The 23,823-nt window shown below is 52.0% G+C and carries 26 protein-coding genes and 1 tRNA gene; 12 read left to right on the top strand and 15 right to left on the bottom strand.

Annotation, left to right across the window (positions count from 1 at the left end; translation table 11 throughout):
• Positions 1-8 precede the first annotated feature (8 nt).
• From flgF to ACIDEJ_RS01075, 7 genes are all read right to left on the bottom strand, one after another.
• Complete coding sequence (gene flgF, locus ACIDEJ_RS01105) at positions 9-752, bottom strand: flagellar basal-body rod protein FlgF (protein ID WP_411986247.1); 744 nt, start codon at positions 750-752, stop codon at positions 9-11.
• 173 nt (positions 753-925) lie between these two features.
• Complete coding sequence (gene flgE / locus ACIDEJ_RS01100) at positions 926-2,287, bottom strand: flagellar hook protein FlgE (RefSeq protein WP_411986246.1); 1,362 nt, start codon at positions 2,285-2,287, stop codon at positions 926-928.
• Positions 2,288-2,337: 50 nt separating this feature from the next.
• Positions 2,338-3,027 (bottom strand): flagellar hook assembly protein FlgD, encoded by a 690-nt coding sequence (locus tag ACIDEJ_RS01095; RefSeq protein WP_411986245.1) that lies wholly within the window; start codon positions 3,025-3,027, stop codon positions 2,338-2,340.
• A 13-nt stretch (positions 3,028-3,040) separates the two neighbouring features.
• The gene (gene flgC, locus ACIDEJ_RS01090; RefSeq protein WP_411986244.1) at positions 3,041-3,463 is read right to left on the bottom strand and encodes a flagellar basal body rod protein FlgC; all 423 of its coding nucleotides are present in this window, start codon (positions 3,461-3,463) and stop codon (positions 3,041-3,043) included.
• 2 nt (positions 3,464-3,465) lie between these two features.
• Positions 3,466-3,864 (bottom strand): flagellar basal body rod protein FlgB, encoded by a 399-nt coding sequence (flgB, locus tag ACIDEJ_RS01085; RefSeq protein WP_411986243.1) that lies wholly within the window; start codon positions 3,862-3,864, stop codon positions 3,466-3,468.
• A gap of 182 nt (positions 3,865-4,046) precedes the next feature.
• Complete coding sequence (locus ACIDEJ_RS01080) at positions 4,047-4,907, bottom strand: CheR family methyltransferase (RefSeq protein WP_411986242.1); 861 nt, start codon at positions 4,905-4,907, stop codon at positions 4,047-4,049.
• Between the two features lie 115 nt (positions 4,908-5,022).
• Positions 5,023-5,943 (bottom strand): chemotaxis protein CheV, encoded by a 921-nt coding sequence (locus ACIDEJ_RS01075; RefSeq protein WP_411986241.1) that lies wholly within the window; start codon positions 5,941-5,943, stop codon positions 5,023-5,025.
• 189 nt (positions 5,944-6,132) lie between these two features.
• Here ACIDEJ_RS01075 and flgA point away from each other — a divergent pair, with 189 nt between their 5' ends.
• From flgA to flgN, 3 genes are all read left to right on the top strand, one after another.
• The gene (flgA, locus tag ACIDEJ_RS01070) at positions 6,133-6,843 is read left to right on the top strand and encodes a flagellar basal body P-ring formation chaperone FlgA (RefSeq protein WP_411986240.1); all 711 of its coding nucleotides are present in this window, start codon (positions 6,133-6,135) and stop codon (positions 6,841-6,843) included.
• A gap of 77 nt (positions 6,844-6,920) precedes the next feature.
• A complete protein-coding gene (gene flgM, locus ACIDEJ_RS01065) occupies positions 6,921-7,238 on the top strand; it encodes a flagellar biosynthesis anti-sigma factor FlgM (RefSeq protein ID WP_411986239.1) in 318 nt (105 codons plus the stop codon).
• Positions 7,238-7,675: a flagellar export chaperone FlgN gene (gene flgN, locus ACIDEJ_RS01060; protein ID WP_411986238.1), complete on the top strand. Its 438-nt coding sequence runs from the start codon at positions 7,238-7,240 to the stop codon at positions 7,673-7,675. The genes flgM and flgN overlap by 1 nt, the downstream gene beginning before the upstream one ends.
• A 411-nt stretch (positions 7,676-8,086) precedes the next feature.
• Here the strand turns inward: flgN and ACIDEJ_RS01055 are convergent, their stop codons facing one another.
• Together ACIDEJ_RS01055 and ACIDEJ_RS01050 are read right to left on the bottom strand one after the other, a co-directional pair.
• Entirely contained in the window at positions 8,087-8,536 is a 450-nt protein-coding gene (locus ACIDEJ_RS01055) for an LPP20 family lipoprotein (protein ID WP_411986237.1), read from the bottom strand.
• Positions 8,533-9,162, bottom strand: coding sequence for a FlgO family outer membrane protein (locus ACIDEJ_RS01050; protein ID WP_411986236.1), 630 nt, complete (start codon positions 9,160-9,162; stop codon positions 8,533-8,535). The genes ACIDEJ_RS01055 and ACIDEJ_RS01050 overlap by 4 nt, the downstream gene beginning before the upstream one ends.
• A gap of 354 nt (positions 9,163-9,516) precedes the next feature.
• Between ACIDEJ_RS01050 and ACIDEJ_RS01045 the strand changes: the two genes are divergently transcribed.
• The 3 genes from ACIDEJ_RS01045 (at position 9,517) to ACIDEJ_RS01035 (ending at position 11,745) form a co-directional block, all read left to right on the top strand.
• Entirely contained in the window at positions 9,517-10,662 is a 1,146-nt protein-coding gene (locus ACIDEJ_RS01045) for a flagellar assembly protein T N-terminal domain-containing protein (protein WP_411986235.1), read from the top strand.
• A gap of 55 nt (positions 10,663-10,717) precedes the next feature.
• Positions 10,718-10,793 (top strand) — tRNA-Arg (locus ACIDEJ_RS01040).
• 409 nt (positions 10,794-11,202) lie between these two features.
• Positions 11,203-11,745: a hypothetical protein gene (locus tag ACIDEJ_RS01035; protein WP_411986234.1), complete on the top strand. Its 543-nt coding sequence runs from the start codon at positions 11,203-11,205 to the stop codon at positions 11,743-11,745.
• A gap of 475 nt (positions 11,746-12,220) precedes the next feature.
• On the opposite strand, the gene ACIDEJ_RS01030 is transcribed toward ACIDEJ_RS01035, so the two are convergent.
• Positions 12,221-12,535, bottom strand: a complete 315-nt coding sequence (locus tag ACIDEJ_RS01030) for a hypothetical protein (RefSeq protein WP_411986233.1) — start codon at positions 12,533-12,535, stop codon at positions 12,221-12,223.
• Between the two features lie 72 nt (positions 12,536-12,607).
• On the opposite strand from ACIDEJ_RS01030, the gene ACIDEJ_RS01025 reads away from it, so the two are divergent.
• From ACIDEJ_RS01025 to ACIDEJ_RS01005, 5 genes are all read left to right on the top strand, one after another.
• Entirely contained in the window at positions 12,608-13,306 is a 699-nt protein-coding gene (locus ACIDEJ_RS01025) for a hypothetical protein (protein WP_411986232.1), read from the top strand.
• 104 nt (positions 13,307-13,410) lie between these two features.
• On the top strand, positions 13,411-13,794 hold the full coding sequence (locus ACIDEJ_RS01020; protein WP_411986231.1) for a hypothetical protein: 384 nt from the start codon (positions 13,411-13,413) through the stop codon (positions 13,792-13,794).
• 148 nt (positions 13,795-13,942) lie between these two features.
• Positions 13,943-14,206 carry a hypothetical protein gene (locus ACIDEJ_RS01015; protein ID WP_411986230.1) on the top strand — a complete coding sequence of 88 codons (264 nt, stop codon included), beginning with the start codon at positions 13,943-13,945 and terminating at the stop codon, positions 14,204-14,206.
• Between the two features lie 132 nt (positions 14,207-14,338).
• Positions 14,339-14,938 carry a hypothetical protein gene (locus tag ACIDEJ_RS01010; protein WP_345880988.1) on the top strand — a complete coding sequence of 200 codons (600 nt, stop codon included), beginning with the start codon at positions 14,339-14,341 and terminating at the stop codon, positions 14,936-14,938.
• A 108-nt stretch (positions 14,939-15,046) separates the two neighbouring features.
• Positions 15,047-15,910: a hypothetical protein gene (locus tag ACIDEJ_RS01005; RefSeq protein ID WP_411986229.1), complete on the top strand. Its 864-nt coding sequence runs from the start codon at positions 15,047-15,049 to the stop codon at positions 15,908-15,910.
• A gap of 262 nt (positions 15,911-16,172) precedes the next feature.
• Here ACIDEJ_RS01005 and ACIDEJ_RS01000 read toward each other — a convergent pair whose 3' ends face one another.
• From ACIDEJ_RS01000 to ACIDEJ_RS00980, 5 genes are all read right to left on the bottom strand, one after another.
• A complete protein-coding gene (locus ACIDEJ_RS01000; RefSeq protein WP_411986228.1) occupies positions 16,173-16,841 on the bottom strand; it encodes an ATP-binding cassette domain-containing protein in 669 nt (222 codons plus the stop codon).
• A complete protein-coding gene (locus tag ACIDEJ_RS00995) occupies positions 16,826-18,523 on the bottom strand; it encodes an ABC transporter permease subunit (protein WP_411986227.1) in 1,698 nt (565 codons plus the stop codon). Before ACIDEJ_RS00995 ends, ACIDEJ_RS01000 begins: the two co-directional genes overlap by 16 nt.
• Entirely contained in the window at positions 18,523-19,545 is a 1,023-nt protein-coding gene (locus ACIDEJ_RS00990; protein ID WP_411986226.1) for an ABC transporter permease, read from the bottom strand. Before ACIDEJ_RS00990 ends, ACIDEJ_RS00995 begins: the two co-directional genes overlap by 1 nt.
• Positions 19,536-21,182: an ABC transporter substrate-binding protein gene (locus ACIDEJ_RS00985; RefSeq protein WP_411986225.1), complete on the bottom strand. Its 1,647-nt coding sequence runs from the start codon at positions 21,180-21,182 to the stop codon at positions 19,536-19,538. Before ACIDEJ_RS00985 ends, ACIDEJ_RS00990 begins: the two co-directional genes overlap by 10 nt.
• Positions 21,183-21,449: 267 nt before the next feature.
• Entirely contained in the window at positions 21,450-21,641 is a 192-nt protein-coding gene (locus ACIDEJ_RS00980) for a hypothetical protein (protein ID WP_411986224.1), read from the bottom strand.
• 111 nt (positions 21,642-21,752) lie between these two features.
• Between ACIDEJ_RS00980 and ACIDEJ_RS00975 the strand changes: the two genes are divergently transcribed.
• Positions 21,753-23,708, top strand: coding sequence for a TonB-dependent receptor plug domain-containing protein (locus ACIDEJ_RS00975; protein WP_411986223.1), 1,956 nt, complete (start codon positions 21,753-21,755; stop codon positions 23,706-23,708).
• Positions 23,709-23,823: the final 115 nt, after the last annotated feature.

Here is a 23,823-nt window from a genome sequence, read left to right as displayed (position 1 = left end):
CGTTACTCCTAGCTAATGCGTACCAATGCAGCAGCAGACTTGTCGTTGTCTTCTGCGGTTTTCATCATTTTTACTTGCAGTTCAAACTGGCGTTGCAAGCTGATCATGTTGACCATCTCATCCACGGCGCTAACGTTACTGCTCTCCACCGCGCCGCTGACCACATTAACGTCGGCATCGGCAGCAGCGGGCTCCCCATAAAGGGTGTGAAACAGCCCGTCTTCGCCGCGCATCAAATTGTTATTGCCGGGATTGACCAGTTTTATCCGCCCCACCTCTTCAATCACTTCCGGCGTGGCACCTTGGGGCCTCACGGAAATGGTACCGTTGGCGGCAATCTCCAGTTTTTCAATGGGCAGCGGTAACACAATGGGGCCGTTATCCCCCATCACCGCATGGCCGCTGCTGTTACGCAGCATGCCGTTAACGTCAATATTCAGGCTCCCGGCGCGGGTATAGGCCTCGCGGCCATCATCTGCCTGCACCGCAATCCAGCCCTGGTCTTTAACAGCAATGTCCAGATCCCGCCCGGTGGTATGCAATGCTCCGGAGGAGAAATCCGATGATGGCAGTTCGGTCATGGCAAATACCCGAGAGGGCAACCCTTCGCCAAAAGCCTGCATGGAGCGGGCCTGCGCCATATCCGCCTTGAAACCATCGGTATTGGCATTGGCCAGGTTATTTGCCCGTACCGCCAGTGCATCCATGTTCTGCTTGGCGCCGGTCATTGCGATGTAGAGGAATTTGTCCACCAGTTGCCCCGTCAAAAAATGCGCTTATGCTCAATTAAGCAAACTCCATGCCAGCAGATTTTCTGCTCCATGGAAAAAGAACGGCAGGGAAAACAGGTGATTGGGGAAACAACAAAAGAAAAGCGGCAAGAAGTTGCCGCTTTAAACCAAGCTTTACCGTTGGGTGAAACCCATTAACGGATCTGCAATACGGTCTGTTGCAGGGTATTGTTCACTTCCAGAGTTCGGGAGTTGGCCTGGAAGTTACGCTGGGCAGAGATAAGATCCACCAGCTCGGTGGTCAAATCCACGTTGGAGCCTTCCAGATAGGAGGATTTGATGGAGCCGAATACGCCGCTGTTGGCTTCACCGGCCAGGGCTTCGCCGGATTCCAGACTGGCTTTCCAGGAGGTGTTGCCCACCTGGGTAAGCCCCTGCTCGTTGGCAAAACGCACCAGCGCCACCCGGGCCAATGGCACGGTGGAACCGTTACTGTATTTGGCGGATATCAAGCCATCGCTGCCCACTTCCACATTGGTCAGGCGCCCAACGGTAATGCCGTCTTGAGTCATTTCCGTGGTGCCAAAACTTTCCGCATACTGGGTGGGCTTGTTAAAGCTGATGGAAATTTGCTGGGAGCCGTCTGCCGAAGCGCTCAACACGTTGGCACCGCCAATCCCCAACTGGGCAGTGGTCAGTATGGCCGGATCAGACCCCTTATAAGCACCGGTGGCATCAAAGGTCAGCACCGAGCCCACCCAACCGCCGGTGGTTTGCGCCGTACCGCTGTTATCCGGAGTACCGTCACCGTCGGTGTCGGTCTGATAAGTTCCGGCGCTGCCGTCCAGATCCACCTGTTTGCCATCCACCGCGTAAAACACCACCCAGTTGCTTTCGCCGGTATAGGCACCATTTTCGGGTTTCACAAAATAGGACGTCAGGGTATGGGACTCACCCAGCGAATCATAAATGGTCACCGCAGTGGAGTTATTGAAGGTGGAAGAATCTGCCGGATTAAACGCGGCCGGGTCCAGCGCGTCAGCGTTGGAGTTCAGGTTCATGCTCATGGCCACATTCTGGGTTGCCTGCGGGCTACCGGCGGTATCCGGCACCTGTACGGGTTTGGTGGTACTCAGGCTCACCGATGCGGAATTACCGTCTGAATCCACCTGAAAACACTGCAGATAGTTGTCCTGGGAGTCAACCAAAAAGCCGTTGGGGTCGCGCTTGAAGGCACCGGCACGGGTAAAGGAGAAATCCTGGGCATCAATGGATGATGAGGTGACAAAAAAACCGTTGCCGCTAATGGCCATGTCCAGCGCATTGCTGGTGGACTTAAGATTGCCCTCATGGAACTGCTGTGCCACCTGGGTGGTGGTCACCCCGCCACCCACGGCGGTTTTGCTGTTGGAGAAAATAGAGCTGGCATACACATCGGCAAACTCGGCCCGAGACTCCTTAAAGCCCACGGTATTGACGTTCGCGATGTTATTTGCGGTTGTATTGAGATCTTTTTGCGCCGCATTGATCCCACTCAGAGCAATATTGAAAGACATAATCCACCTCTTTTATAAATACTGTTGTCCGGCCTGACCCGGCGCAAAACTTAACTTTCAGAAACGGCTAAAACATCCGACAGCGATACGCCACCAATTCCCCGAATGTTCACCACGGCGCCCGTAGTCGAATTCAGCGACACACTGCTGACATGGCCGTAAGTGCTCACGTAAAGATCTTCAGAAACCCCGTCCACCACCCCGTTGGCTTTAAGGGTGTACGTGCCCGGTGCCATGGTATTGCCACTATCATCCAGGCCATCCCATTCCACGTCGATATTGCCGCCATTGCTGCCGTCTACGGTAAAGGTACGCACCACCTGGCCACTGGCATCCTCCACCGACATCTTGATGGCGTTAATGGGTTCGGTGGTACTTATCACCCCGCGCACGGTAGGCTCGGTGGCCGAAATGTACGCGCTGCCCGAGGGCACCAGCACTTTCTGGCCAATAAGGCCTGATGCCTGCAATGCCTGGCTGGAGGTCATCACCGTATTGAGGTTGGTGATTTCATCATTGAGCTTATTAATGCCATCCACTGTGGAAAACGAGGCCATCTGGGAAATCATCTGGTCGTTATCCACCGGATTGGACGGATCCTGCATGGACAACTGGGCACTCAATAAGGCAAAGAAATCTTCCTGGCTCAGTGAGTTGTTATTGGTTTTCTTTGCAGTACTGTCTGTAGCACTGGTACTGCTGGTATCAGTTGTGGATGATGTTACAGAACCTATGGCCACTGCCTATCTCCTCTTATTCGCCAAGGCGCAGCGTTTGCTGCAGCATGGACTTGGTGGCATCAGCCACCTGCACGTTCATCTGGTAGGAGCGGGAGGCGGAAATCATGTCGGCCATCTCTTCCACCACGTTAACATTGGGCTTGTAGATGTAACCGTCGTTATCGGCCAGCGGATGATCCGGGGCATATTCCTTCACCAACGGTTTATCACTTTCCACAATTCCCGCAACTCTGACCGCAGCGCTTTCGGGCTGCTGCTGGCCACTGGTTGCCTTGGCCAGCTCCGCTTCAAAAACGGGATGGCGCGCCTTGTAGGTTTTATCAACGCTGCTGGATACCGCATCGGCATTGGCAATGTTGCTGGCGGTGGTGTTAAGCCGCACAGACTGGGCCGACATGCCGGAGCCGGCAATGTTAAAGATATTGAATAATCCCATTATCAATCTCCTCTGATGGCTTTTTTCATGCCGGAAAACTTACCGCTGAGAAACCCGAGCGACATCTGGTACTCCAGCGCATTTTGCATGAAGGCCTGTTGCTCTTCCTGCATGTCCACCGTGTTGCCATCGCCGGTATCCGGTTGATTGGGGATGCGAAACTTGACGTTTTCCTGCACCAGGGATTTCATATCGAAATGTTTTTCCGAGGTGGTCACCATTTGCCGTCCCTGCTGCTGGCTTCGGGCACTTTGCAGTGCGGCGGAAAAATCCACATCCTTAGCGCGATAATTCGGGGTGTCGGCATTGGCAATATTGCCGGACAGCACCTCTGCACGCTGGGCCCGAATGCCTAACGTGTATTGGTGGATCCCCAACGCCTTGTCAAAACTTATCGCCATAAAAACGCCTCTCGCCGGATGGTTTGTCAAAACAAAGCAAACTATGTGCCAAATAAGAGTCAACTATTTGTGGATATTGCCTCAAGCCGGAACCCCCAACGGCATTTGGCAAAACACAGGCAATAAAAATGCCAGCATTAAAAGCTGGCATTTTTAATTGTTTGATAATCAGTATGTTATTTTTAATTTTTACGCTGGAAATAAATGCCCGGGTTGCAACGCACCATGTCAAAATCATCAGACAGCCCGGCAATGGACTCTGACGCCCCCAAAAACAGGATGCCTTTGGGGTTAAGGGCGGCAGCAAATTGCCGCAGGATTTTGGTTTTGGCTTCCGGTGAGAAATAAATCAGCACGTTGCGGCAAAAGATGATGTCAAACTTGCCCAGCAGGCTGTAGCTTTCCAGCAAATTGTGCGCCCTGAAGTTCACCAACCGTTTCACATTATCCTTCACCCGCATATTGCCGTTGGGCAGGGCATCAAAAAACTGACGCTTGCGCTCATCAGACAAGCCGCGGCCAAGGGCAAGGCTGTCATACTCCGCCTGCTTGCAGCGCTCCAGCATGGAAGGAGACAAATCGGTCGCCAAAATGGACGCGCCATCGGCCAACGCGCCCAAACGGCGCTGCTGGTATTCCAAGATGGTCATGGCCAGTGAGTACGGCTCCTGACCGGAGGAGCAGGCAGCCGACCAGATTTTAAGCGGCCGCCCCAAGCGGTTATACTGCGGCAGGATATTGCCATAGAGCAATTCAAAGGGGTAACGATCGCGAAACCACAGGGTTTCGTTGGTGGTCATGGCATCTATCACTTCTGCCCGCAACTGTCGCTCCGTGGGGCGCATTGACTGCTTTACCACTTCAGATAACGACGGCAGTCCGTGTTTGCCCATCAAAGGCGCCAGGCGACTGCGTACCAGATATTGCTTGTTCTCTCCCAGCACAATGCCGCTATGTTGTTCCAGAAATAGGCGGAACTGATTGTACTCGGTTTCTGCAAGAGATTTATCTAGCACCTTGGTATCCCGTTTTCCATCAAACATACTGCCGTATAACCACGCGCTATAAACACACAAACGCTGCGTTATACCTCAGCGTTGCCGGCAACACAAGTCACCTGACAACTCTCTTTGTATTATTTGTACTTAACCTAACCGATTAAAGCGTCAGGTATTTATCTACAACAGCTGCCAGCTCATCCGGATTGAATTTGGCAATAAAATCATTGGCGCCCACTTTTTGCACCATGGCCTGATTAAACACCCCGCTTAACGAGGTATGCAAGACCACTTTGATGTCTTTCAGTTTGGGATCATCACGAATTTCTGCCGTCAGGGTGTAACCGTCCATTTCCGGCATTTCAATATCCGAGATGATCAACGACAACTCCGAAGCCACATTATCCACCTCTGAGGCCATGACTTTCAGTTTATCCAGCGCCTCTTTGCCATTTTTAGCGGTATCAATCTGCAGGTTCAGTGATGACAGGGCGCGGACTATCTGCTTGCGGGCCACGGCGGAATCATCCACCACCATGATATGGAAATTCTGCTCCCGGTCGATGTTGATGGCGCTGTCCACTTCTTTGCTGATTTCGGTTTTGGCCGGAGAAATCTCATCGAGGATTTTCTCCACATCGAGAATTTCCACCAGTTCATTGTCAATTTCGGTCACTGCCGTCAGGTAGGAGTATCGGCCAGCCCCCTGGGGCGGTGGCATGATGGCAGACCAGTTCATGTTGATGATGCGTTCCACCGACTGCACCAAAAAGCCCTGAATGCTGCGGTTATATTCAGAGATGATAATGAAACAGTTTTTCAGATCCTCAATGGGCTGACCGCCGGTAGCTGCGCTTAAATCGATGATGGAGATGGTGGTGCCCCGGATGTGCGCTACACCCCGCACATAGGGGTTGAGCTTTGGCAGCGAGGTTAACGGCGGGCACTGCAATACCTCTTTCACCTTAAACACGTTAATGCCAAACCGCTGACGCCCGTTTAATTTGAATAACAACAATTCAAGGCGGTTTTGCCCTACCAGTTGGGTTCTCTTGTTAACTGATTCAAGAATGCCTGACATAAGCCTGCCTTATGTATCTTGGGAAAATAAACGTACCTCTCGTTTTGGCGGAAAGGCATATAACTTGCTGGAGGTTGTGCATATGGCATATCAGTCAAACTTCTGACGCCGGACAACCATGATTCGTTCAACCTGTCTGGACTGCTGAAGTATAAGTGTAAATAGGCAAATCAAACCAGCGTGCAAATGATGAAACCCAATTTAGCATACATTTTTTATCTTACATTAGGGTTGTGGTCAGCCGCATCCATGGCGCAGGAACCTGTAGCTCCTGATATATCGGCCATAGAAACCCTGGCTAAAGAGACAGTTGCAAAAAAAATTCAGCCCGCACCCAATGCCCGAGTGAGCATCATTCCGCAAACGCTGGACAACCGCTTGGTGATCCCCCGTTGCAGCTCGCCACTCACAGCAGCGCTGGCCTCCGAGCGAGAGATAAGCCGCAACAACACCGTGCGCGTGAGTTGCACAAGCCCCGATCTTGACTACCCTTGGCAGCTTTATTTGTCGGTGCGGGTCAGCATCAGTTATCCCGTGGTGGTGGCCAGGGAAACCCTGGCACCGGGCACTTTGCTGTCTGCCGCTCAAATGGCGGTGCGTTACGTGGACCAGTACAGCGTAAACGGCGAGCAGTTTGACGCCACAGCCCAATTGATAGGCACCCGGTTAAAACGGCGGGTGCCCAAGGATTACCCCATTTTTGGCAGTAACATCTGTTTTGTGTGCAAGGGCGATGCGGTGTCCATTATTGCCCGCACTGAAAAATTTCAGATAAAAACTGTTGGTGAGGCAACAGAAGATGGTAACCTTGGCGAACAGATCCGGGTAAAAAACACCCGTTCAAACAAAATGATAGAAGCCACCATCACCAAAGTGGGAGAAGTGCGGGTAAAAATGTAAAAAAAGGCTCAAGCCTGCCTGCAACTTGCCGATATCAGTAGTAGATACTTATACACCTGTGCTGGAGCCATACGGCTATGGACATAAAACAACTGCAAAATCAGCCTCGGATACAAACAACGGCCTCGGTGAATCAGAGTAACGGTAAAGCCGCCAAACAGGCAGATGCCGCCACTGTTACCCATGATGATGATTCCATTGTTGTGTCCGCCCAGGCCAAACAATTACAGGGGATGCAAAATCGGATTGCATCCATGCCAGATATGGATATGCAAAAGATTGCTGAAATAAAACAGGCGATTTCTGAAGGTCGCTATAAAGTGGATCCGGAAAAACTGGCCAATAACATCAGCCTGTTTGAAAACGCCATGGCAGATCTCACCCAGGAGTCTTAATGCCGCACGCGCAAGAGCAAGCACTGTCACAACTGCTGCAACAGCAACAGGGCACCCTGGGGCAACTGTTGGCCTTAATCGAACAGGAAACAACCGCCCTGGTGGAGCGTAATGCCGACACCTTGCTGCAACTGGCCGGAGACAAACAGCAATTGCTGCAGCAACTTGCCCAAACAGACAAGCTATTGTCCCAGCATCCGCAAAAAGCGCAGCTAAAAGCGCCGCCCTTGGCTGAACAGGTGAGTCAGGCACAGCAGCTGCTAGCGCAGTGCCAATTAAAAAACCAGTCCAACGGCAAACTCATCGAGTTGTGCGCGGCCAGCGTTAACCGCCTGGCGCAAGCACTGCAGGTGAGCCGCAATGCCAGCAGCCTCACTTACGACGGCAAAGGAAAAACCTCCACCATTTCCACTCTGGGTAATGACGTGGAAGCCTGATAACGGCTGCTTATTGTCTCTTTATAGTTGCAAGTTCCCATCCGTTACCCATAAAACCCGGCTAAAACATTCAACTACACCCCGCTAAAGCTGCATCCATTACCATGCACCTCATTGCCTTACATCTGCCACTGCAACAAAACTGCCAGCAAAACAGCCACTGAAACCGACGACAACAAATGCTGCAACCACCAGCGGCAGACACGCCCGAAAACGCACACGCCAAATAAACGGGAGCCAGGTGATATACGGGCATGTAAGGGTGGAGGGAAACAAACCCAAGCGGCGCTCAGCACATTACCGCTTAAAAGCCCTCAAGGGATTAGGAGAATGACGCTCAGGCAAACCGCCTCGGATAAAATACATGGCGCCGGCATGGATCAAGCGCTGCCAGCGCATCTGCATCGGCACTTAAAAATAGGTGATCTCTTTTACCCGTTGCGGGCGATGTTGCTGCTGGTATAACTGCCATACATGGGCAAAATCCAGCTCCAGCTCGGTAACGTAATGATCGCCTGCCGGGTAGCTGCGCACCACTTTGGCACCACGGATAACCCCAGATACCGACACCTTCACCTCATCGGATTTCATCATCCAGTCGTTCACATTGCTGCTGGCCGATAGCTGCTGGCCATACACCTGCTCTGCCAGCTCCCGGTAGGCGGCAATTTTTGATGCCTGCATGGCCATCAATACCCGCCCGGCAGCATCCTTGGCCGGTTGGGTTGCCAGCGGCGCGTAACCAATGGCGGTGATTTTCGGGAAGGATTCGGGCGCTACGGTTTCCCAGGTAACGTAACGGTCGCGGGTACTGCACCCGCCAAGCAACACCAATAGCGCCAATATGCTCCATAGTTTCATTTCATCTCTCCCAGTACCTGTACCTGGCCTTTACCTGCAGCATCGTTGCGGTACAGCAGCCCATTTTGGGAAACCACCCGGGGTGACAAGGCCACATACTCAGGCAACGCTTGCTGGGACACATACAGCTGGGCACTGGCCACCACCTGATTGCCCGATAACAGCACAATGCGGCTGTTAATCAACAACCCCGTGCGGGATTTGCTCACCGTGGACACCAATACCTGCGCCACCTCAATATTGGCCGGCACTTTTTGCCAGTCACGGCTCAGCAAAAAATCCCCTGTTGGCGTTACCCGCACCGCATCGGCCACATTCAAATCCACCAAGGTAAACCCGGCCTGCTGCATTTGGGTCATCAACCCCTGTTGCAATTGCGCCGCCAGTTTGTCGCTGCTTTGCAGGTCTTCCACCATTACCGGCGTTGCCACCAACAAAGGCAGCTGCCGATTGGCATCATCACCGCTTTGCACCAGTTGCTGAGCCAACAAGCCACTCATACCGATAACGCCATGGTCATTGCTGAGGGCGTTATCGATGGCAGGCGTTGATGGGGCCGGCGCCGAGGCCATCGAATGGCTGCAACCGGCTAACAGTATCATCGAAAACATGATGGCAAGTTTCATATCAATCCCATTGGCGCAACCCGCCTGCCCCACGGCAGTTGGCATCCGCCAGCATTTGCATTCACTTTTCTTTTTATCGGCATGATGCCGCCACACTTAAGCGGTTTTACCGTCAATACCGCGATAAAAGAGGCTATGCCGTATCGCCCGTTTAAAATGAACTTGCAAGATACGGCATATAGCCATTGCATGCCTGCGGCTTGGCATCCCCCAGTGACATGAACGCATTGCTATGCGGGCGGATACATCCGTAGCCATGGCATAAAATTTGAATGTTTCTTCAAGCGCCACCCTATCCAGACGGATTTTTGGCTCAACGGATTTTTGGCAATTTCAGCATTGGGAAACATCACCATGAAACAACTGCTTGGCGTATTAGCATTACTAGGCCTTAGCTTTTCTTGCCAGGCTCAGTGGCTAGAAGCAAGTGGTGAAGCCACCATCATCAACGGTGATACAAGCAAGGCTCGCGAAAGTGCCATCAACAATGCAATCAGCATGGTATTACTGCAAAACGGCGGCAATTTTCAGGCCAGCCAAACCGTCAATAACGGCAACCTCACATCACAACTGGCGTTGTCTGCCGCCAGCCATATTGCCGCTGTGGAGCTGCTGAACGAACAACGCCAGGGCAATCGCCTGAGCGTCACCATTCGCGCCGATGTTCAGGCCAGTACCACGGCATTCGATAACGCCGCCCAAGGCCTGAAAGCGGCGGTGCTCGTTCCGCAAACCCTTATTGGCGATCGCAGCCAACTGCGCTACGGGCGCCTGGACAAGCTGCCACAAGTGCTGTCGCAGCACCTTGCCCAGCACCTGCAACAAGCCGTATCCGGCTTTCCCGTATTACTGGCAACGCAATCGCTGCAGGTACCGCAACTGACCACCACTGGCAACAGCGTTCCTGCTGTTGTCAGCGAAATGACCAACAGCCAGTATTTGCTGCTACCCGAACTCATGGATGTTTCGGTCGCCCCAGCAACCGCCTCCATGCTCGGCATGTGGGCCAATACACCCGAGCGCCAGTTTCAGCTGCGGCTAACCCTGTATCATGGCATCAGCGGCGAAATCATCTGGCAGCAGGATTACAACGGCAGCGCCGAGTGGGAATTTGACAAAACCGCCATGGTCAATCCGGCCTCTGACAGTTTCTGGCAATCCGCTTACGGTAAGCACATTACCCAAGTGCTGACACAAGCCGTCAGCGACATGGATAAAGCCCTTAACCGCCGCCCGCTACTGGCCCAGATTATCGCCCGCGACAACAACCGCATCATCCTTAATATCGGCCGCCAGAATGGCGTTAAAAAAGGTGATACCTTTGTCATTGTGCTGCAACGCAACATTGCCGACAAACTCAACAAGCCCCATGCCATTGCCAACCTGACACCAGCCAAGGTGACAATCGATCAGCTATCTGAACATACCGCCACCGCCCTGCTTGATGGTGAAAACGCCGCCATTAACATCCAGTTGAACGATATAGCGATTAAGAAATAAGCGGTTAGATTTCAAATCTTTTATTGGGAGCAAAATCCAGTATAATCACTGCCGTCTCCTCATAGCTCAACAGGATAGAGCAGTCGCCTCCTAAGCGACCGATCGGGGTTCGAGTCCCTGTGGGGAGACCATTCCATTTACCGTGCCTCACATCGGCAAATGCCATGCTCAGCCGTTCTCACTCATCCTCCACTCAAGCGCTTTAAACGCTGGCAAGCAAATGCAGCAAAATTGCCACCAGCCTTTGCGAACATTCCGGCAAGTTCCGTCAGCACAAAACCAACCGCTACGGCGATGAAGTACTAACTAGGATCAAAGGGATCGTGAGCTTTGGGGTTCAAGTGATCACCCGCACCCACGAATGGACACTATCGCGTTCAGTTGGCACCGACCGCTCTAACTTGGATTTCTGTCAATAAGTGTACAGACCATATAAAAACCAAAAATCAGCGGTGACACAAACCATTTAAAAGCCAGATGAAAGACGGTAATATCTTTGACTAACTAAAGGGAACCCAGCCAGTTACTTAAGGATGAGTCATGGATCCATTGTCGCAACTGTTCGCCGCCTATCTGGAAATGGTGAGCAATAACATCACTAGCGCCTATGTTGATGCGACAAACACCACTGTCACAGCCCAAACGCTCACCTACAAGGGCACCGACATTCGATTCCAGCACTTTCTATGGAAGGTAAAGCAAGAAAGTATCTGTGCAAACCTTAAGCAGCAAGCAGCGTCTTATTCCAAGTGCACCCAACAAGCCAAAGCCATGTTCACAGATTTGTGCAATCAGCTATCCAGCATGAAAAACCTGAACTCAAAAGGCCGCAGCTTATTGCGAATGTATTGCAATGCATCCCTAAATTACAAACCCGTGAGAGCCCAAATAGGCGAACCGAGCGCAAAGATTGGGAAATCATTTCTGTTCGAACCAAAAACAGGCACCGGAGGCGAACCCGTACGTCAAACAGAGCAGCAGATTAAGGAGAAGGAATGCAATCAGCTCATACTAAAACCGATGCAGGATAGCAGCCCTGAATTGGCTAAACGCCGAGATAAAATCTGTGCTGAGGCAAAGTAACGGAAGAGGACAATTTGGCACGGTGGTAATCGGACAACGAGATGTCCGCCAACTAGTTAGTTGAGCAAACGCAACTTTTTGTAAGAAAGAGCAAAAGTCCTACAGATGATCTAAAAGTGCTGCGGTACGTTCGAGCTAAGAGGAACACTTGTCCTATACAATCAGACCCTTAGGGGACAGAAGGAACGCTGGAATCCTAAATCCATGGGCGGTAGCGTGTCCGAAGGACAAGAGACAGAACAATTTCTGTCTCTTAGCAGGAGCCGAAAGGCGTCTGGCCCGCCACGCGACAAAATGTCGGGAACATTTTTGAACAGCTTTAGCTGTCCCGAAGGGTGAAACACAGGATGTGCGGAATAATCGGTAGCGTTTGCAAAAGCAACGTAATCAACTGCCAAAAATGAAGCAAATCTTGCCCTGAAGGGAAGCGACTCGCATCTGTCAGTCCTATAGCAATAACAGCTTATAGCGAGGCTCAATCAAACTGCCTGAGTCGGGGAAGGGCCTTTCTAAGCGCCGCTAAGATACGGCTCCACCCCATACGCTGCATCCACGGTTGGCCATCGATGTTGACGTTATAACAATCGATTCGGTCACTCCGGTACAGTTCTATGCGATGAGTCACCGGGGTGCCTGAATCGAAGTCAGTGATCTCGATGATCCGTCTAAGTTCAGGGAGGTTTGTTTGAACAACGGGAATGGCAACATCGAGCTGCTTTCGTTCTCTGTCGGCCCGCACAGCAGCCAAATAAGCAACCTGCTGTTGGTACTTCTTGCTTCGCCGATACATGAAAACACCTCCTTCCTTAGAAGGTAGATCAAGCTTGCAAGGTAAGCTACCTTGCAGGGTCTCAATATACAAATGTTAAAGGGAGAAGGAATGCCGCGGATACAGATATTTGAACAGTCTTTCACATATGATCGGGATCCTGACGAGTGCCCGATATGCCACCACGGTGTAAGTCCCTCAAATATAGGGAGTAATCTGATTTCAAGATCTGATCTTGATGGAGGAAACACTCTTCAGATTCTCTATTCCTGCCCCCGCAATGAATGTCAGTGGGCTTTCATCGCATCTTATACTCAAAATAGAGATTATCGGACCCATTACCCTCAAGGGGACTACTACCTAAGAAGCTGTCTTCCGCGCAAGTCGGTTGAGCCAGATACAGCTGATGAGCTAAAGGAATTGTCCCCCAGTTATCATAAAGTTTTGGCTCAAAGCTCCGCCGCAGAGGGTTTTCAGCTTGATCAAATCGCTGGTTGTGGTTTTCGTAAGGCTCTAGAATTTCTGATAAAAGACTATGCAATGCATAAGCATCCAGATGATGCTAGCGCTATTAAAAAGAAAATGCTTGGTGCCTGTATTAACGAATACTGCAGCGACGCCAATGTAAAAGCGTGTGCATCTCGGGCAGCATGGATAGGAAACGACGAAACCCACTATGTTCGAAAATGGGAAGAGAAGGATCTTAGTGACTTAAAAGTTCTCCTACGTCTGACCGCCGCTTGGATACTAAATGAACTGCTCACCGAGAAATATTTGAGAGAAATGGAGTAGTGCGCTCAGTAAAATTTAACAAGTTGCTGCACACGGATAAATTACTCGCTGCGCTCCTAATTTACCGGTGAGCAAGGCGTTAGCCATTCACAAGGAGAAATACAATGAAGAAGTTCATTTTACATTCAGTGATATTGATAGCAGGGATTTTCATAGGCTATGCCCTTAATTACATAGGCGATAGTGGCCCTAAATTAAACAGTCTAGAACAAAAGGATATTTCCTTTTATGTCTACGAAATAAAGTCTCAGCTATCTGAGGATTTTGAAAGTTTTAACGGAAGCGCCGCAAAGACATATCAGCGTTCAGACGGGAAAGAGATTGAAGTCAAATTTAATACATCAATTGATGAGAAGACCAAGATGCCAATCGTAAAAGTTTATGTTGACGATGAGTCAATCAATATTGATCGCAATGGCACAGCTGTAATCGATAACCTCTTAATAAGTCTGATAGATTTAGATGCTTACTCTAGAATTAATAAATAGTACATCGTCGGTGTAAACAAATAATGGCTAACAATACGCATCACTCGCGGCCTATGGCCGCTGAGACGCCAACCCGCTTGCGCGGCTCGTCGCCCGTATGCTTTGCGTTATGTTTACTCATCACTCAAACCTATAAGGGAATATAAATATGAAAAAAATATCTTTAACATTGCTTGCTCTATTAGCTTTGTCAGGCTGTAAAGACGGAACAACAGGGCAGGCATGCTTGGGGGCCAACAATGATTCGCTAGTAGAGGGGATGCAAGATAAATGTAAAGCAGGAGATGCTATTGCAACTAAGCATCCTGCATATTTTTGTGATTTTAATTATGAAATTGCTTACAACGACTACAACAGTGCAATGTGTATTTATAGCGGCAAGCAGAAAATTGAGCGCACCACAGGAAAATAAACATAACAAACAAAGGCAGCAACTCCCTGCGGGCTGGACGCGCTAACGCGCGCCGCTGCTTTGGGCGTTATACGCTTGCGGTAATTATTTGAAAACTCGTAAAGTAATCCGCTTTATAGGTAGTGATGTGCTATGGAAGCAGAAATTAAACTTGCGCTTCTCATCATTTCTTTGATGGAGAGAGCTTTAGAAGAAATTGCTAAAAATCAAGAGTTGAGAAGCTCAATTCTTGAAGGTGCCCAAAATATTGATGACTGGCTACAAGAAAAGAGAGGGAAAATTAACAGGCGAACTACTGTAGAAAGTATCACTTTGGCCATTAATACATCAGTGGTGAGGGATAAGGATACAATCTGCTCTATCATTGCTGTAATCACAACTCTTTATGCAACTCGTAAAGTAACCAGAGGTGCTCACGTAGGCGGCACATTGAGAAAGTTTTTTGGAGAAAATGTATTTCCCCATATAGATGAAAGAGAACTGAGGTTCGCAAAGCCTGTTAACGAAAAAGTTTATGAACACATTCTCGAAAGCGTTAGCGATTCATTTCTAGATGTAATGAAGCAATATGACTTCAAAAAATATGCGGACTTTTCTAATGTAAACTCTGGGTATGGAACTTGGGCTGCAACATCATATATTAGTGTGCATAGTCTAGCGAAGGCAATATTAGATTTTGGGAGTAATATTTTAAAAGTTCTAAAAGAATTTATTGAATTCAAACGCGCATAACAAGTGCTTTAAGTTTGTTCCGGGCTTCTCCCTCCACGGGACGCCGCGCTGCGGCACCCCTGAAGCAGGCGTTATACGAACTAATAATCTGAGTTGGTCTATATATTCATGGAAATATCAGGAAGAATTAAAAGGCTCAAGGATAACCTGATAAAAGAGCTGCCATTTTTCCCAAACGAAAAAGAAACGCTTGAAGAACTCAAGAGTCAGGATCTAAATAATGTGCTCATACATTACTTGCACTGGAAAACAAGGCAGGTTCCAACAAGAGTAAGGAGTGTTCAAATCGCTCCCGAAGTTACATCTGATCGTAGATGGAAAGATTTAAAAGGAAATATTAACAGTCTTCTCGACAAGGTTCGTAATGGTGAAGACTTATCACCATATTTGTCTAAACGAGCACACAAGAATGGCTATACGCCTAGGCAGCGCATAGTTGATGGCGAAGCCGATGCATGGGATGACAAAGATCAAATTCTGAACACCAAGGGTTTCCATCACTTTCATCTCGACATGGAGCTCGAAGCGTCAGGTCTTTCTAAGCGCACTGATGATGTTTTATTTGCTTATGTAACACGGGATTCTTTTCATGCTGTTGGCATATTTAATCACTCTGTATTCGAATCCGCTAGTGACGGTGGCAGCCTGAATGATGAGCGAGAGCGAATGTGGAAGATTCATGAGAAGCATGTGACGATTGGTATGGAGCCCGGAACAGCATACATGAGCAATATGATAATGAGTTCTGGCCATCCAATGTATCTTATAAGAATGGCAGATCACTATGCAGATGTTGTGAAGAATACTGATCCGCAGTTAGAGAAGAGAGAATTCGTTAATGATATTTACGACCAAGGTAAATTATCTAGGCCAAATAAATTCAAACTAGAGTGGCATCTTGACGGGCTGGATCTCGGAATAATAGACAAGAAGAACGGTGTGTTTTTTAATGCTCTGCAAGGCCCAATTTGAAGCATCGTATAACAAGCGGCTGTTGTCGCCACTACGTGGCTGGGACTGCCTTTCCGCTGCTTCGCAGCTACAAGTCAGCCCCAAAGCCGGGCGTTAGCCATAAATACCTGTAGTTGCCCCCACTAGAGAGTGTAAAAAATCTGTGTAAATGGTTGTCTGTCTCAAGATACACAATCACCGCCACCTGCCACCGCACAGACCTGCGTTTGCAGTAATGCTGGCGCCAAAAGTTGTACCTGCCTGAACGTTCTGCCAATGAGATTTAAAACTGCAGGATAGGGTCGCAGAGTTGTTGCAGCAGGTGACGGTCGTGGGAAATCACCAGCAGTGTTAACCCTTGCTGGCTGGCGCAGTGGCGCAGTTCCTGCCACACGCTTTGCTGGGTCAGCATGTCCAGCTGGGCGGTAATTTCATCGCAAATGAGCAACCGGGTTTCTGGCACCAGTGCCCGCAGGATGTTAAGCCGCTGCAGCTCGCCGCCGGAAAGATTGCCGGGGCGGGAGTGATACCAGCGTGATATTTCTTTGGCCGGAACCCCAAGTAACGGCAACAGCGCTGAAAAATCCCGGCCGCGCCAGCTTTCTGCCAATGCATCCGCCATTGTCAGCCTGGGGTTAAAGGCCAGTTCCGGCTGCTGGATAATCCACTGCACCGGGTTGCTGTGCCCTGGTTTGCGTTGCAATTCCGTTGCCAGTTGCAGTTGGCCGCTTGCCAAGGGTTGCTGCCCTGCCAACACGCTTGCCAAGGTGGATTTGCCGCAACCACTGGGGCCGAACAGCCCCAGCCGTTGCCCTTGGTACAGGGTGATATCCGGCAATGTGATGGTTTGCCGACCCCGGCGCACACTGGCCGCTTGCAGTTGCAGCAATACGGGCGGCTCGGCTTTCAATGTGGCAGGCACGGCCTGCAATGGGGTTACATGGATTGACATTGCCGCTCCCGGGGCGCTTGTGTGGAGGATAAGCCCTCTTCGGCCAACGGCCAGTTATCGGGCAGCGCCTGATACAGCAAGCGGGCGTAACTGCCCTCAGGGGCAGCGTTTAACCGGTGTGCTGGGCATTGCTCTTTAATCCGCCCCGAGTGCATGAATAACACCTGGCTGTGAGTGGCCAGCACTGCCTGCAGGTTGTGGCTGATAACCAGCACGCTACGGTTATCATGATGCGGCTCATGGCCGGGGTCATCATGGCTCATGCCCCGTGAGCCCGCCTTGGACGGTTGCCATTGCCGTTGCCAGTCGCCGGTGGCAAAGGCCTGCAGCAGATGATAAACCTCCCTTGCTGCGGTTTCATCCAGCCCGCAGCAGGGTTCATCGGCCACCAGCAAGCGAGGCTCTTGCAACAGTGCCAGTGCCAGCAATACCCGTTTGGTTTGCCCGCCAGAGAGCATGGGCGGATAGTGATGCAGTAAGGCACTTAGGCCAAGCTGCTGCAATATCCGCGACTTATGGGGTTTGAGCGCTGCCGCGCAGTACCAGTCCAGTACCGCGCCAACGGTTAAATTGGCATCCAGCGAGCTACCGCTTTGGGGGCAGAGCACGGTGCCAGGTGGCAACAGGCGCCGCTTGCAACACAATTTGAGCCCTTGGGGCACCGCGCCCAGCATGGCCAGCGCCAACAAACTCTTACCGCCGCCGCTCTCGCCCAGCAGGCAATACATCTTGCCCGGGTTGAGGGTCAGCTGCAGATGCTCAATCAGCGGTTGCCCCGTTGCATCCGTGAGGGTGAGATCTTCAATCACCGCCAAAGGCGCAGAGGTTTTTTCAGCATCATTGGCCACTGAGGCCACCGCTGGGGCCTCATCCGGTGCTGAAAACCGGCATGGGTGCGGGCGTTGCTTGTCTATCAGGCATTCTGCCAAGGCGGAAAACAGCAGCACATACAACACCAACAACAGCCCGGGAAACAGCGCCAGCCACCATTGTCCCAATAACAGGTAACGGTTGGCTTCTGCCAGCAGTTCTCCCATGGAGGGCGACTGGCTGTCGAGGCCGAAGCCCAAAAAGCTCAGCGCCGCCACATGCAGCAAGGCATGAGGAAACATGCTCAGCGTGCCGATAAACCATTGGGGTAGCACATGGGGCCACAAATGCCGCAGGCGGCATAGCAGCGGATTGCCGCCAAAAGACAATGCCGTGGTGACATAAGGCTGTGCCAGCACTTCTTCCATTTCAAACAGCAACAGCCGGGTCAAACGTGGCCAGTGAGTAAGGCTCAGCGCCGCAATCACTCCCCAGGCCTGCCCGCCAAAGGCCAGCGCCAGTAAAATCAGCAGCAACAAGTGGGGCAAAGACATGCACAAATCGCACGCCAGTAGTACCCAGCGGCGCCCCTGCTTGCCAAGTTGTGCCAACAAGGCCAGACACAGGGCCAAGGTGCTGCTTAGCACCACGGCAAAAATGCCCACCCATAAACTTTTCAGCATGGCCGCTGCACTGCGCCGAGCCATGTCCCGCCCCAGCCAGTCGGTGCCCAACCAATGCGCCCATGAGGGTGCCTGGCTTTTTGCCAGCAAATCCAGCGAAATGGGCAAACTCCCCTGCCAAAGACAATAAAGGCTCAGCAGCAACAAGCCTGATAATGGCCACCAAAAGCGCCGGTTATGCCATGCCATCAATGGGCCGCTCCTTTTGTGGCGCTGAGCCGCCCCTGCTGCAGATACTGGCTGCCCACCTCGGCCAGTACATTGCCCACAAACACAAACAGGGCGGAAAACAGCGTGATACCCATCATTAACGGGGCATCATTGCCCAATCCGGCTTTCACCAGCGCACTGCCAAGCCCCGGAAAATTAAACACGGTTTCTGCCAGTACTGAACCGCCAAACAGCTCGGCAAAAGAGGCAAAATGCAAAATCAATACTGGCTTGAGGCTATTGCCAAACACATGCTTGGCAAAAATCTGATAACCGCTGCGATGATGCAAGCGGGCGTAGGTCACATAATCACTTTGCAGAATGTCCAGCACCTTTTCCCGGGTATGCAGGATTAACGGCGGCAACTGGCTCAGGGTAAGGGTACACACCGGCAGCAGCAGATGCTGCAGCATGCTGCCAAAAGATTGCTGCCAAAACCCCTGCCCCAGCGGCGCGGCGCAGCATACGGGAGTTAAGCTCAAACTGACGGAAAACACGCTGATTAACAGCATGGCCAGCCAGAACGGCGGCATGCTTGCCAGCACCCAGGCGCTGCGGCGAATGCCATTATCCAACCAAGAATGGGGGTTAAGCGCCGCCATCACGCCCAGCACGTACCCCAGTATCATGGCCAGTACCCATGAGGCGCCCATCAACATCAGCGACAGCGGCAAGCGCTCGGCAATCACCTCTGACACCGGCTGGCGATACACCAGGCTTTGCCCCAGTTCACCGTTGGCAAGGCTTTGCAAATAGTTCAGCAACTGCTCGGTAAAGCCCGCATCCAGCCCCAGCTCCCGTGCCATCTGCAGCCGTTGCTGCTCCGACACCGACAGCAGGTTTCCCCCAAGATAATGAATAATGGGGTCAAGGGGCGACAGGGACAACAGGCCAAAGGCCAGCACGCAGGACAGCAACAGCAATAACGCCAACCGGCCCGAATGCCCCAGCAAAACGCGCAACCGTGGCGATGGCACGGCCAATGGGGACGTTACCGGCACTGCCAACGCCACTCACTGATGTTATTGGTGATGGGCCAGCCATGCCCGTGGGGTTCTATCAGCGGTTTGCCCAAATCCAGGCAGGGGGCGGTGGCATAAAGGTGCTGCAAATTCACCAGCCAGCTCCATGGGCGATCTTGGGCAATCAGCATTTGTGCCTGTTGCCAATAGGGCTTGGCATCCGCAACGGATACGGCTTCACGGGCTTGCGCCAGCGCTTTGTCCACCAAGGGGTTGGCGTAATAGCCCGAATTGAAATAGCCCTTGCCGCCCTGGGCGCCAAGGTGGGTAAGGCGCAGCTCGTTGGCCGACAAACTGCCAAAACCGAACAGCACCGGCGAGTGGTGCATCACCTTGTAGATGTTTTCCCAGCTGTCGCCATGCACCTGCACGTCAAATCCCAAGGGGCGCACCATTTGGGCACAGGCCAGTGCCAACTGCTCGCGAATGCTGTCACCCGCCAGATAATAAAGCGAAAAACGCAGCGCCGTACCCTTTTTGTAACGCACGCCATCAGCGGCCATCTGCCAGCCCTGTTGTGCCAGCAACTGCTTCGCCTTGACATAACGCTCTGCCATGGGCATGGCCGCCCAATCAGGTGCTACGCCGCCCCAGGGCAAACCGTCGGCAATCGACCAGGCGGAGGAAGCGAAACCGCCCAACAGCGCCTGCACCAGCTGTTGCCGGTCCAGCGCCAAGTCAAACGCCTGCCTCACCACCGGCTCGGCGGTTATCTCGTTACGTTGTGGTGCCATGGGCCAGGCAATGCCGCGATTATCCACGCTCTGCAGCGGCCATAAACGATATTGCCCCAGTTGCTCCACACCACTGGCATAGCGGGGGGCCAGCGCCGCCAGTTGCAGTTGCCCGGTGCGCAGCAGGGCAAAACGGCTGTCTTCATCGGCAAACACAATCACCAAGCGCTTGAAAAAAGGCGTTTTCAGCAAGGACTGCCCGGCATCTGCGCTGCGGTAATAAGGGTTGGCTTCCAGTACCAGTTGCTGTCCTTTATCCCAGCGCACCAGCTTGAAGGGGCCCGAGCCCACGGGATGCTGGCCGTACCTGGGGCCGTAACCGTGGCGGGGCACAATGCCCAGTTCCGCCAAGGTATCTAAAAATCCCAAATCCGGCTGCGCCAAGGTAAATACCAGCTCGGTGTCCGACACTACGCTCACCTGCTGCAGGTTTGACAAATCCTGCACACCTGCGGCCTTTTTGGCGGTATTGAAGGTAAAGGCCACATCCGCACTGGTAAGGGGGCTACCGTCGCTAAAACGCACGCCGCTGCGCAGGGTAACGTGCCACTGGCGCCGGTTGTCACTTAATTGCCAACTGGTGGCCAAATCGCCAATCATGCGGCTGTCACGGCCCCGTTTAAGCAGTGTGGACTGAATTAACGGATGGTTGTATTTGCCCCAGCCCATAATGGGGTCAAAGCCGCCGTCAGGCTCCGCCCCCAATACCATCACCAGTTGGGAAGAGGCATCGGTGGCACTGGCCGCGCCCGGTATCAGCAGCAGCCCCAGTAACGCAGCGGTCAGCCACTGGCGCCCGCCTGTAAAGGTTTGCGGTTTGTAAGACACCAACTGCCTGAGCGGCATCAGCAGTACATGGAGTAACGTCGAAGAATGAGACACGGCAAGAGTATTACTAATAAATTTTGCGTAATACTACCTGAGACCCCGGATGAAAAACAGCGCCAAAGCACATCACACCGATAAAACTTGCACTGGATCACGCAAGGTTGCATGCACATGTTAAGGGATGGACTCCGCCTTTTCATTATCGGTATGTAAAGATGTTTTCTCTTTGTTATCTCAGCATTTTTTGTTAACAATCTTGGGATGCACACTACCGGTTGCCAGCAAGTGTTGTGCCCCTAACACCTCAAAGCCACCCCAAAATCATGCCCAAATCATGCCCAAGTCATGCGGGCTGAAACCACCGCCCACCATGCGCACGATTTTCATTGTCACATCCACACCCACAAGTATTACGAATTTTAATTTTTTCATACTGATCAGCAAAACTTTGATCTCCCTCACCAAAATCATCTGCGGGATTTTTATAATCTGCCCACTTTCTGAAGCCACCATTCTGAAAAGACATGGTAACCCATGGGTGACTCAGCGTTCTGTTCACACCCTCTGAATATTTATTTATCCATTTAAATTCAAATGGATACGCAGCATAAAGGAACTTACGAGATGGGCCAAAGCCACTGCACAGTGCAGCATGCCAACCACAAACTGGTGAGCACCATTGCCATTATTCTTGGCACCATGAGCACCCCTGCCGTTTTCGCCGATGAGGCCATGGAAATCATCTCCATTAACGGCAACCGTTATCAGGATGACTCCATTGTGGCAGGCAGTCATACCGGCCAAAGCCTGACAGTGATAAGTCACGACATGATTGTGGAAGCCGGTGCGGTGGACATTAACGAGATCCTCAATCAGTTTGTGCCGGGCCTTTATGCCAATGGCCGCAATGGCCGCCATACGGATACGGATTACTCCCTGCAAGGAAGCCGCCCGGTGGACATTCTCTGGCTGGTGGATGGCAACCGCCTGAACAATCGCCTGTATGGCTCCACCTATACCGACAGCATCAACCCCATGATGATTGAGCGCATTGAGGTGATTAAAGGGGCACAAGGGCTGATTTATGGCTCGGATGCCATTGCCGGGGTGGTCAACATCATCACCCGGGACAGCCGCAATGAAGCGGCCGGTGAAATCAACCTGTCGGCAGATACCCTCTCCAGTTACGATTTGGGCACCTGGCTCAGTGGCGGCAATGACGAGCTCAACTACAGTCTGAGCGGCAGCAGCAGCCAGTCTCAGGGATACGCCTTCTGGGATGATGAAGAATACTCACCGGTAGCCGCCATGGACAAAGACCGGGGCTACCGCATGATGAACCTGGGGGGCAAAATCAACTGGCGCCCCAGTGAACAGCACAAATTCACCCTGTTTACCCAGTACAACAACGGCGTGCTGGAGCGTCCGTTGGCGTACAGCGCCATTGTGTCGGAAAACGAACGCAAACAGACACTGGCATGGCTTGGCTGGAACTACCAGCTGAGCGAGCGCCTGACACTGGATACCCGGGTGCACTATCAAAACTGGGACTCTTACTATTCGGAAGTGACCCAAGAAGCGGACGGCACCACCGCCCTTCCCTATCGTGACGCATACTGGGGCTTTACCGACAAAGGCGCCCGCATCAGCGCCCATTATGAATCGGCCGAGGGCGACACCCTGTTATCCGGGGTGGAGTGGCAAAGTTATTATGGCGCCGATGAGGTGATGGAGCTGGTTGCGCCCACAGATGAAACCCAAGCCGCCTTTGTGCAATACAAACCCCGTTTTACCGCACTGCCGGATACCGCACTGGCGCTGGGGGTAAGGTATAACCATCTGGCTAACGGCGAAAACAAATGGGTGGCATCGCTGGGGCTGGAGCAGCAACTCAACCAGCAATGGCAACTGAAAGCCGCGGTGGGTAACGGTTTCAGACAACCCACCGCCGCCGAATTGTGGGCCAAAGTAGGTACGCTTGGGAACCCTGATCTGGAAAGCGAGCAAAGCATCAACACCAACCTGACCCTGTTTTATCAAGGTGACTCAACCCTCAGCATTGAAGCCTACTGGCGCGAAACCGACAACCTGGTAGACAAGCGTGAGATAAGCACCAACGTATGGCAATACGCCAATCTGGACGGCAAGGTTCGCAGTCAGGGCGTAGACGTGCAATATCAGGTGCAGCCGGTAAAAGACTGGCATCTGGAGTTGTCCGGCAGCTATAACCGCTCACGGGAAAAGGGCCAGGATGAACAGATTGAACGCATTCCCGAATACATGGGCTTTGCCAAAGTGGCCTGGGATGCCAGCAACAGCGTCAACCTGTGGCTGCAAGGCCGCTATATTGGTGAATTTACCGATTATGACATGAAGGCCGGTGACTACGTGGTGACCAGTCTGGGCGTGCAGTGGTGGTTGTCAAACAGCCAGGATCAGCAACTGACCCTCAGGGTGGATAACCTGTTTGACAGCGACAATACCAGCTCCATCTTCAAGCACGGGCACAAGGCGGAATACCCCATTCCCACATTGGGCGCACCGCGCACCGCCCAGCTGATTTACCGCTACCTGTTTTAATATCGCCAAAGTCTGTTAAATCTGCGGCCTTGATGCTCCCTCAAGGCCGCTTACCCCTTCATTGCCAACCCTTGAAAATCGTCATCAAGCAACCAACCACTCTCAACCAGCGCGA

The sequence above is a fragment of the Shewanella mytili genome (assembly GCF_046765975.1).
GTDB classification, from domain to species: Bacteria; Pseudomonadota; Gammaproteobacteria; order Enterobacterales; family Shewanellaceae; genus Shewanella; species Shewanella mytili.
The sequence above is the reverse complement of the archived record's forward strand: the minus strand, read 5'-3'. Positions and strand labels throughout refer to the sequence as shown.

Bases quoted from the DNA above. Each gene is read 5' to 3' on its own strand.
- flgE (WP_411986246.1), bottom strand. From the start codon at position 2,287: ATGTCTTTCAATATTGCTCTGAGTGGGATCAATGCGGCGCAAAAAGAT.
- flgC (WP_411986244.1), bottom strand. From the start codon at position 3,463: ATGGGATTATTCAATATCTTTAACATTGCCGGCTCCGGCATGTCGGCC.
- flgB (WP_411986243.1), bottom strand. From the start codon at position 3,864: ATGGCGATAAGTTTTGACAAGGCGTTGGGGATCCACCAATACACGTTA.
- ACIDEJ_RS01080 (WP_411986242.1), bottom strand. From the start codon at position 4,907: ATGTTTGATGGAAAACGGGATACCAAGGTGCTAGATAAATCTCTTGCA.
- ACIDEJ_RS01075 (WP_411986241.1), bottom strand. From the start codon at position 5,943: ATGTCAGGCATTCTTGAATCAGTTAACAAGAGAACCCAACTGGTAGGG.
- flgA (WP_411986240.1), top strand. From the start codon at position 6,133: ATGAAACCCAATTTAGCATACATTTTTTATCTTACATTAGGGTTGTGG.
- flgM (WP_411986239.1), top strand. From the start codon at position 6,921: ATGGACATAAAACAACTGCAAAATCAGCCTCGGATACAAACAACGGCC.
- flgN (WP_411986238.1), top strand. From the start codon at position 7,238: ATGCCGCACGCGCAAGAGCAAGCACTGTCACAACTGCTGCAACAGCAA.
- ACIDEJ_RS01055 (WP_411986237.1), bottom strand. From the start codon at position 8,536: ATGAAACTATGGAGCATATTGGCGCTATTGGTGTTGCTTGGCGGGTGC.
- ACIDEJ_RS01050 (WP_411986236.1), bottom strand. From the start codon at position 9,162: ATGAAACTTGCCATCATGTTTTCGATGATACTGTTAGCCGGTTGCAGC.
- ACIDEJ_RS01045 (WP_411986235.1), top strand. From the start codon at position 9,517: ATGAAACAACTGCTTGGCGTATTAGCATTACTAGGCCTTAGCTTTTCT.
- ACIDEJ_RS01035 (WP_411986234.1), top strand. From the start codon at position 11,203: ATGGATCCATTGTCGCAACTGTTCGCCGCCTATCTGGAAATGGTGAGC.
- ACIDEJ_RS01030 (WP_411986233.1), bottom strand. From the start codon at position 12,535: ATGTATCGGCGAAGCAAGAAGTACCAACAGCAGGTTGCTTATTTGGCT.
- ACIDEJ_RS01025 (WP_411986232.1), top strand. From the start codon at position 12,608: ATGTTAAAGGGAGAAGGAATGCCGCGGATACAGATATTTGAACAGTCT.
- ACIDEJ_RS01020 (WP_411986231.1), top strand. From the start codon at position 13,411: ATGAAGAAGTTCATTTTACATTCAGTGATATTGATAGCAGGGATTTTC.
- ACIDEJ_RS01015 (WP_411986230.1), top strand. From the start codon at position 13,943: ATGAAAAAAATATCTTTAACATTGCTTGCTCTATTAGCTTTGTCAGGC.
- ACIDEJ_RS01010 (WP_345880988.1), top strand. From the start codon at position 14,339: ATGGAAGCAGAAATTAAACTTGCGCTTCTCATCATTTCTTTGATGGAG.
- ACIDEJ_RS01005 (WP_411986229.1), top strand. From the start codon at position 15,047: ATGGAAATATCAGGAAGAATTAAAAGGCTCAAGGATAACCTGATAAAA.
- ACIDEJ_RS01000 (WP_411986228.1), bottom strand. From the start codon at position 16,841: ATGTCAATCCATGTAACCCCATTGCAGGCCGTGCCTGCCACATTGAAA.
- ACIDEJ_RS00995 (WP_411986227.1), bottom strand. From the start codon at position 18,523: ATGGCATGGCATAACCGGCGCTTTTGGTGGCCATTATCAGGCTTGTTG.
- ACIDEJ_RS00980 (WP_411986224.1), bottom strand. From the start codon at position 21,641: ATGGTGGCTTCAGAAAGTGGGCAGATTATAAAAATCCCGCAGATGATT.
- ACIDEJ_RS00975 (WP_411986223.1), top strand. From the start codon at position 21,753: ATGGGCCAAAGCCACTGCACAGTGCAGCATGCCAACCACAAACTGGTG.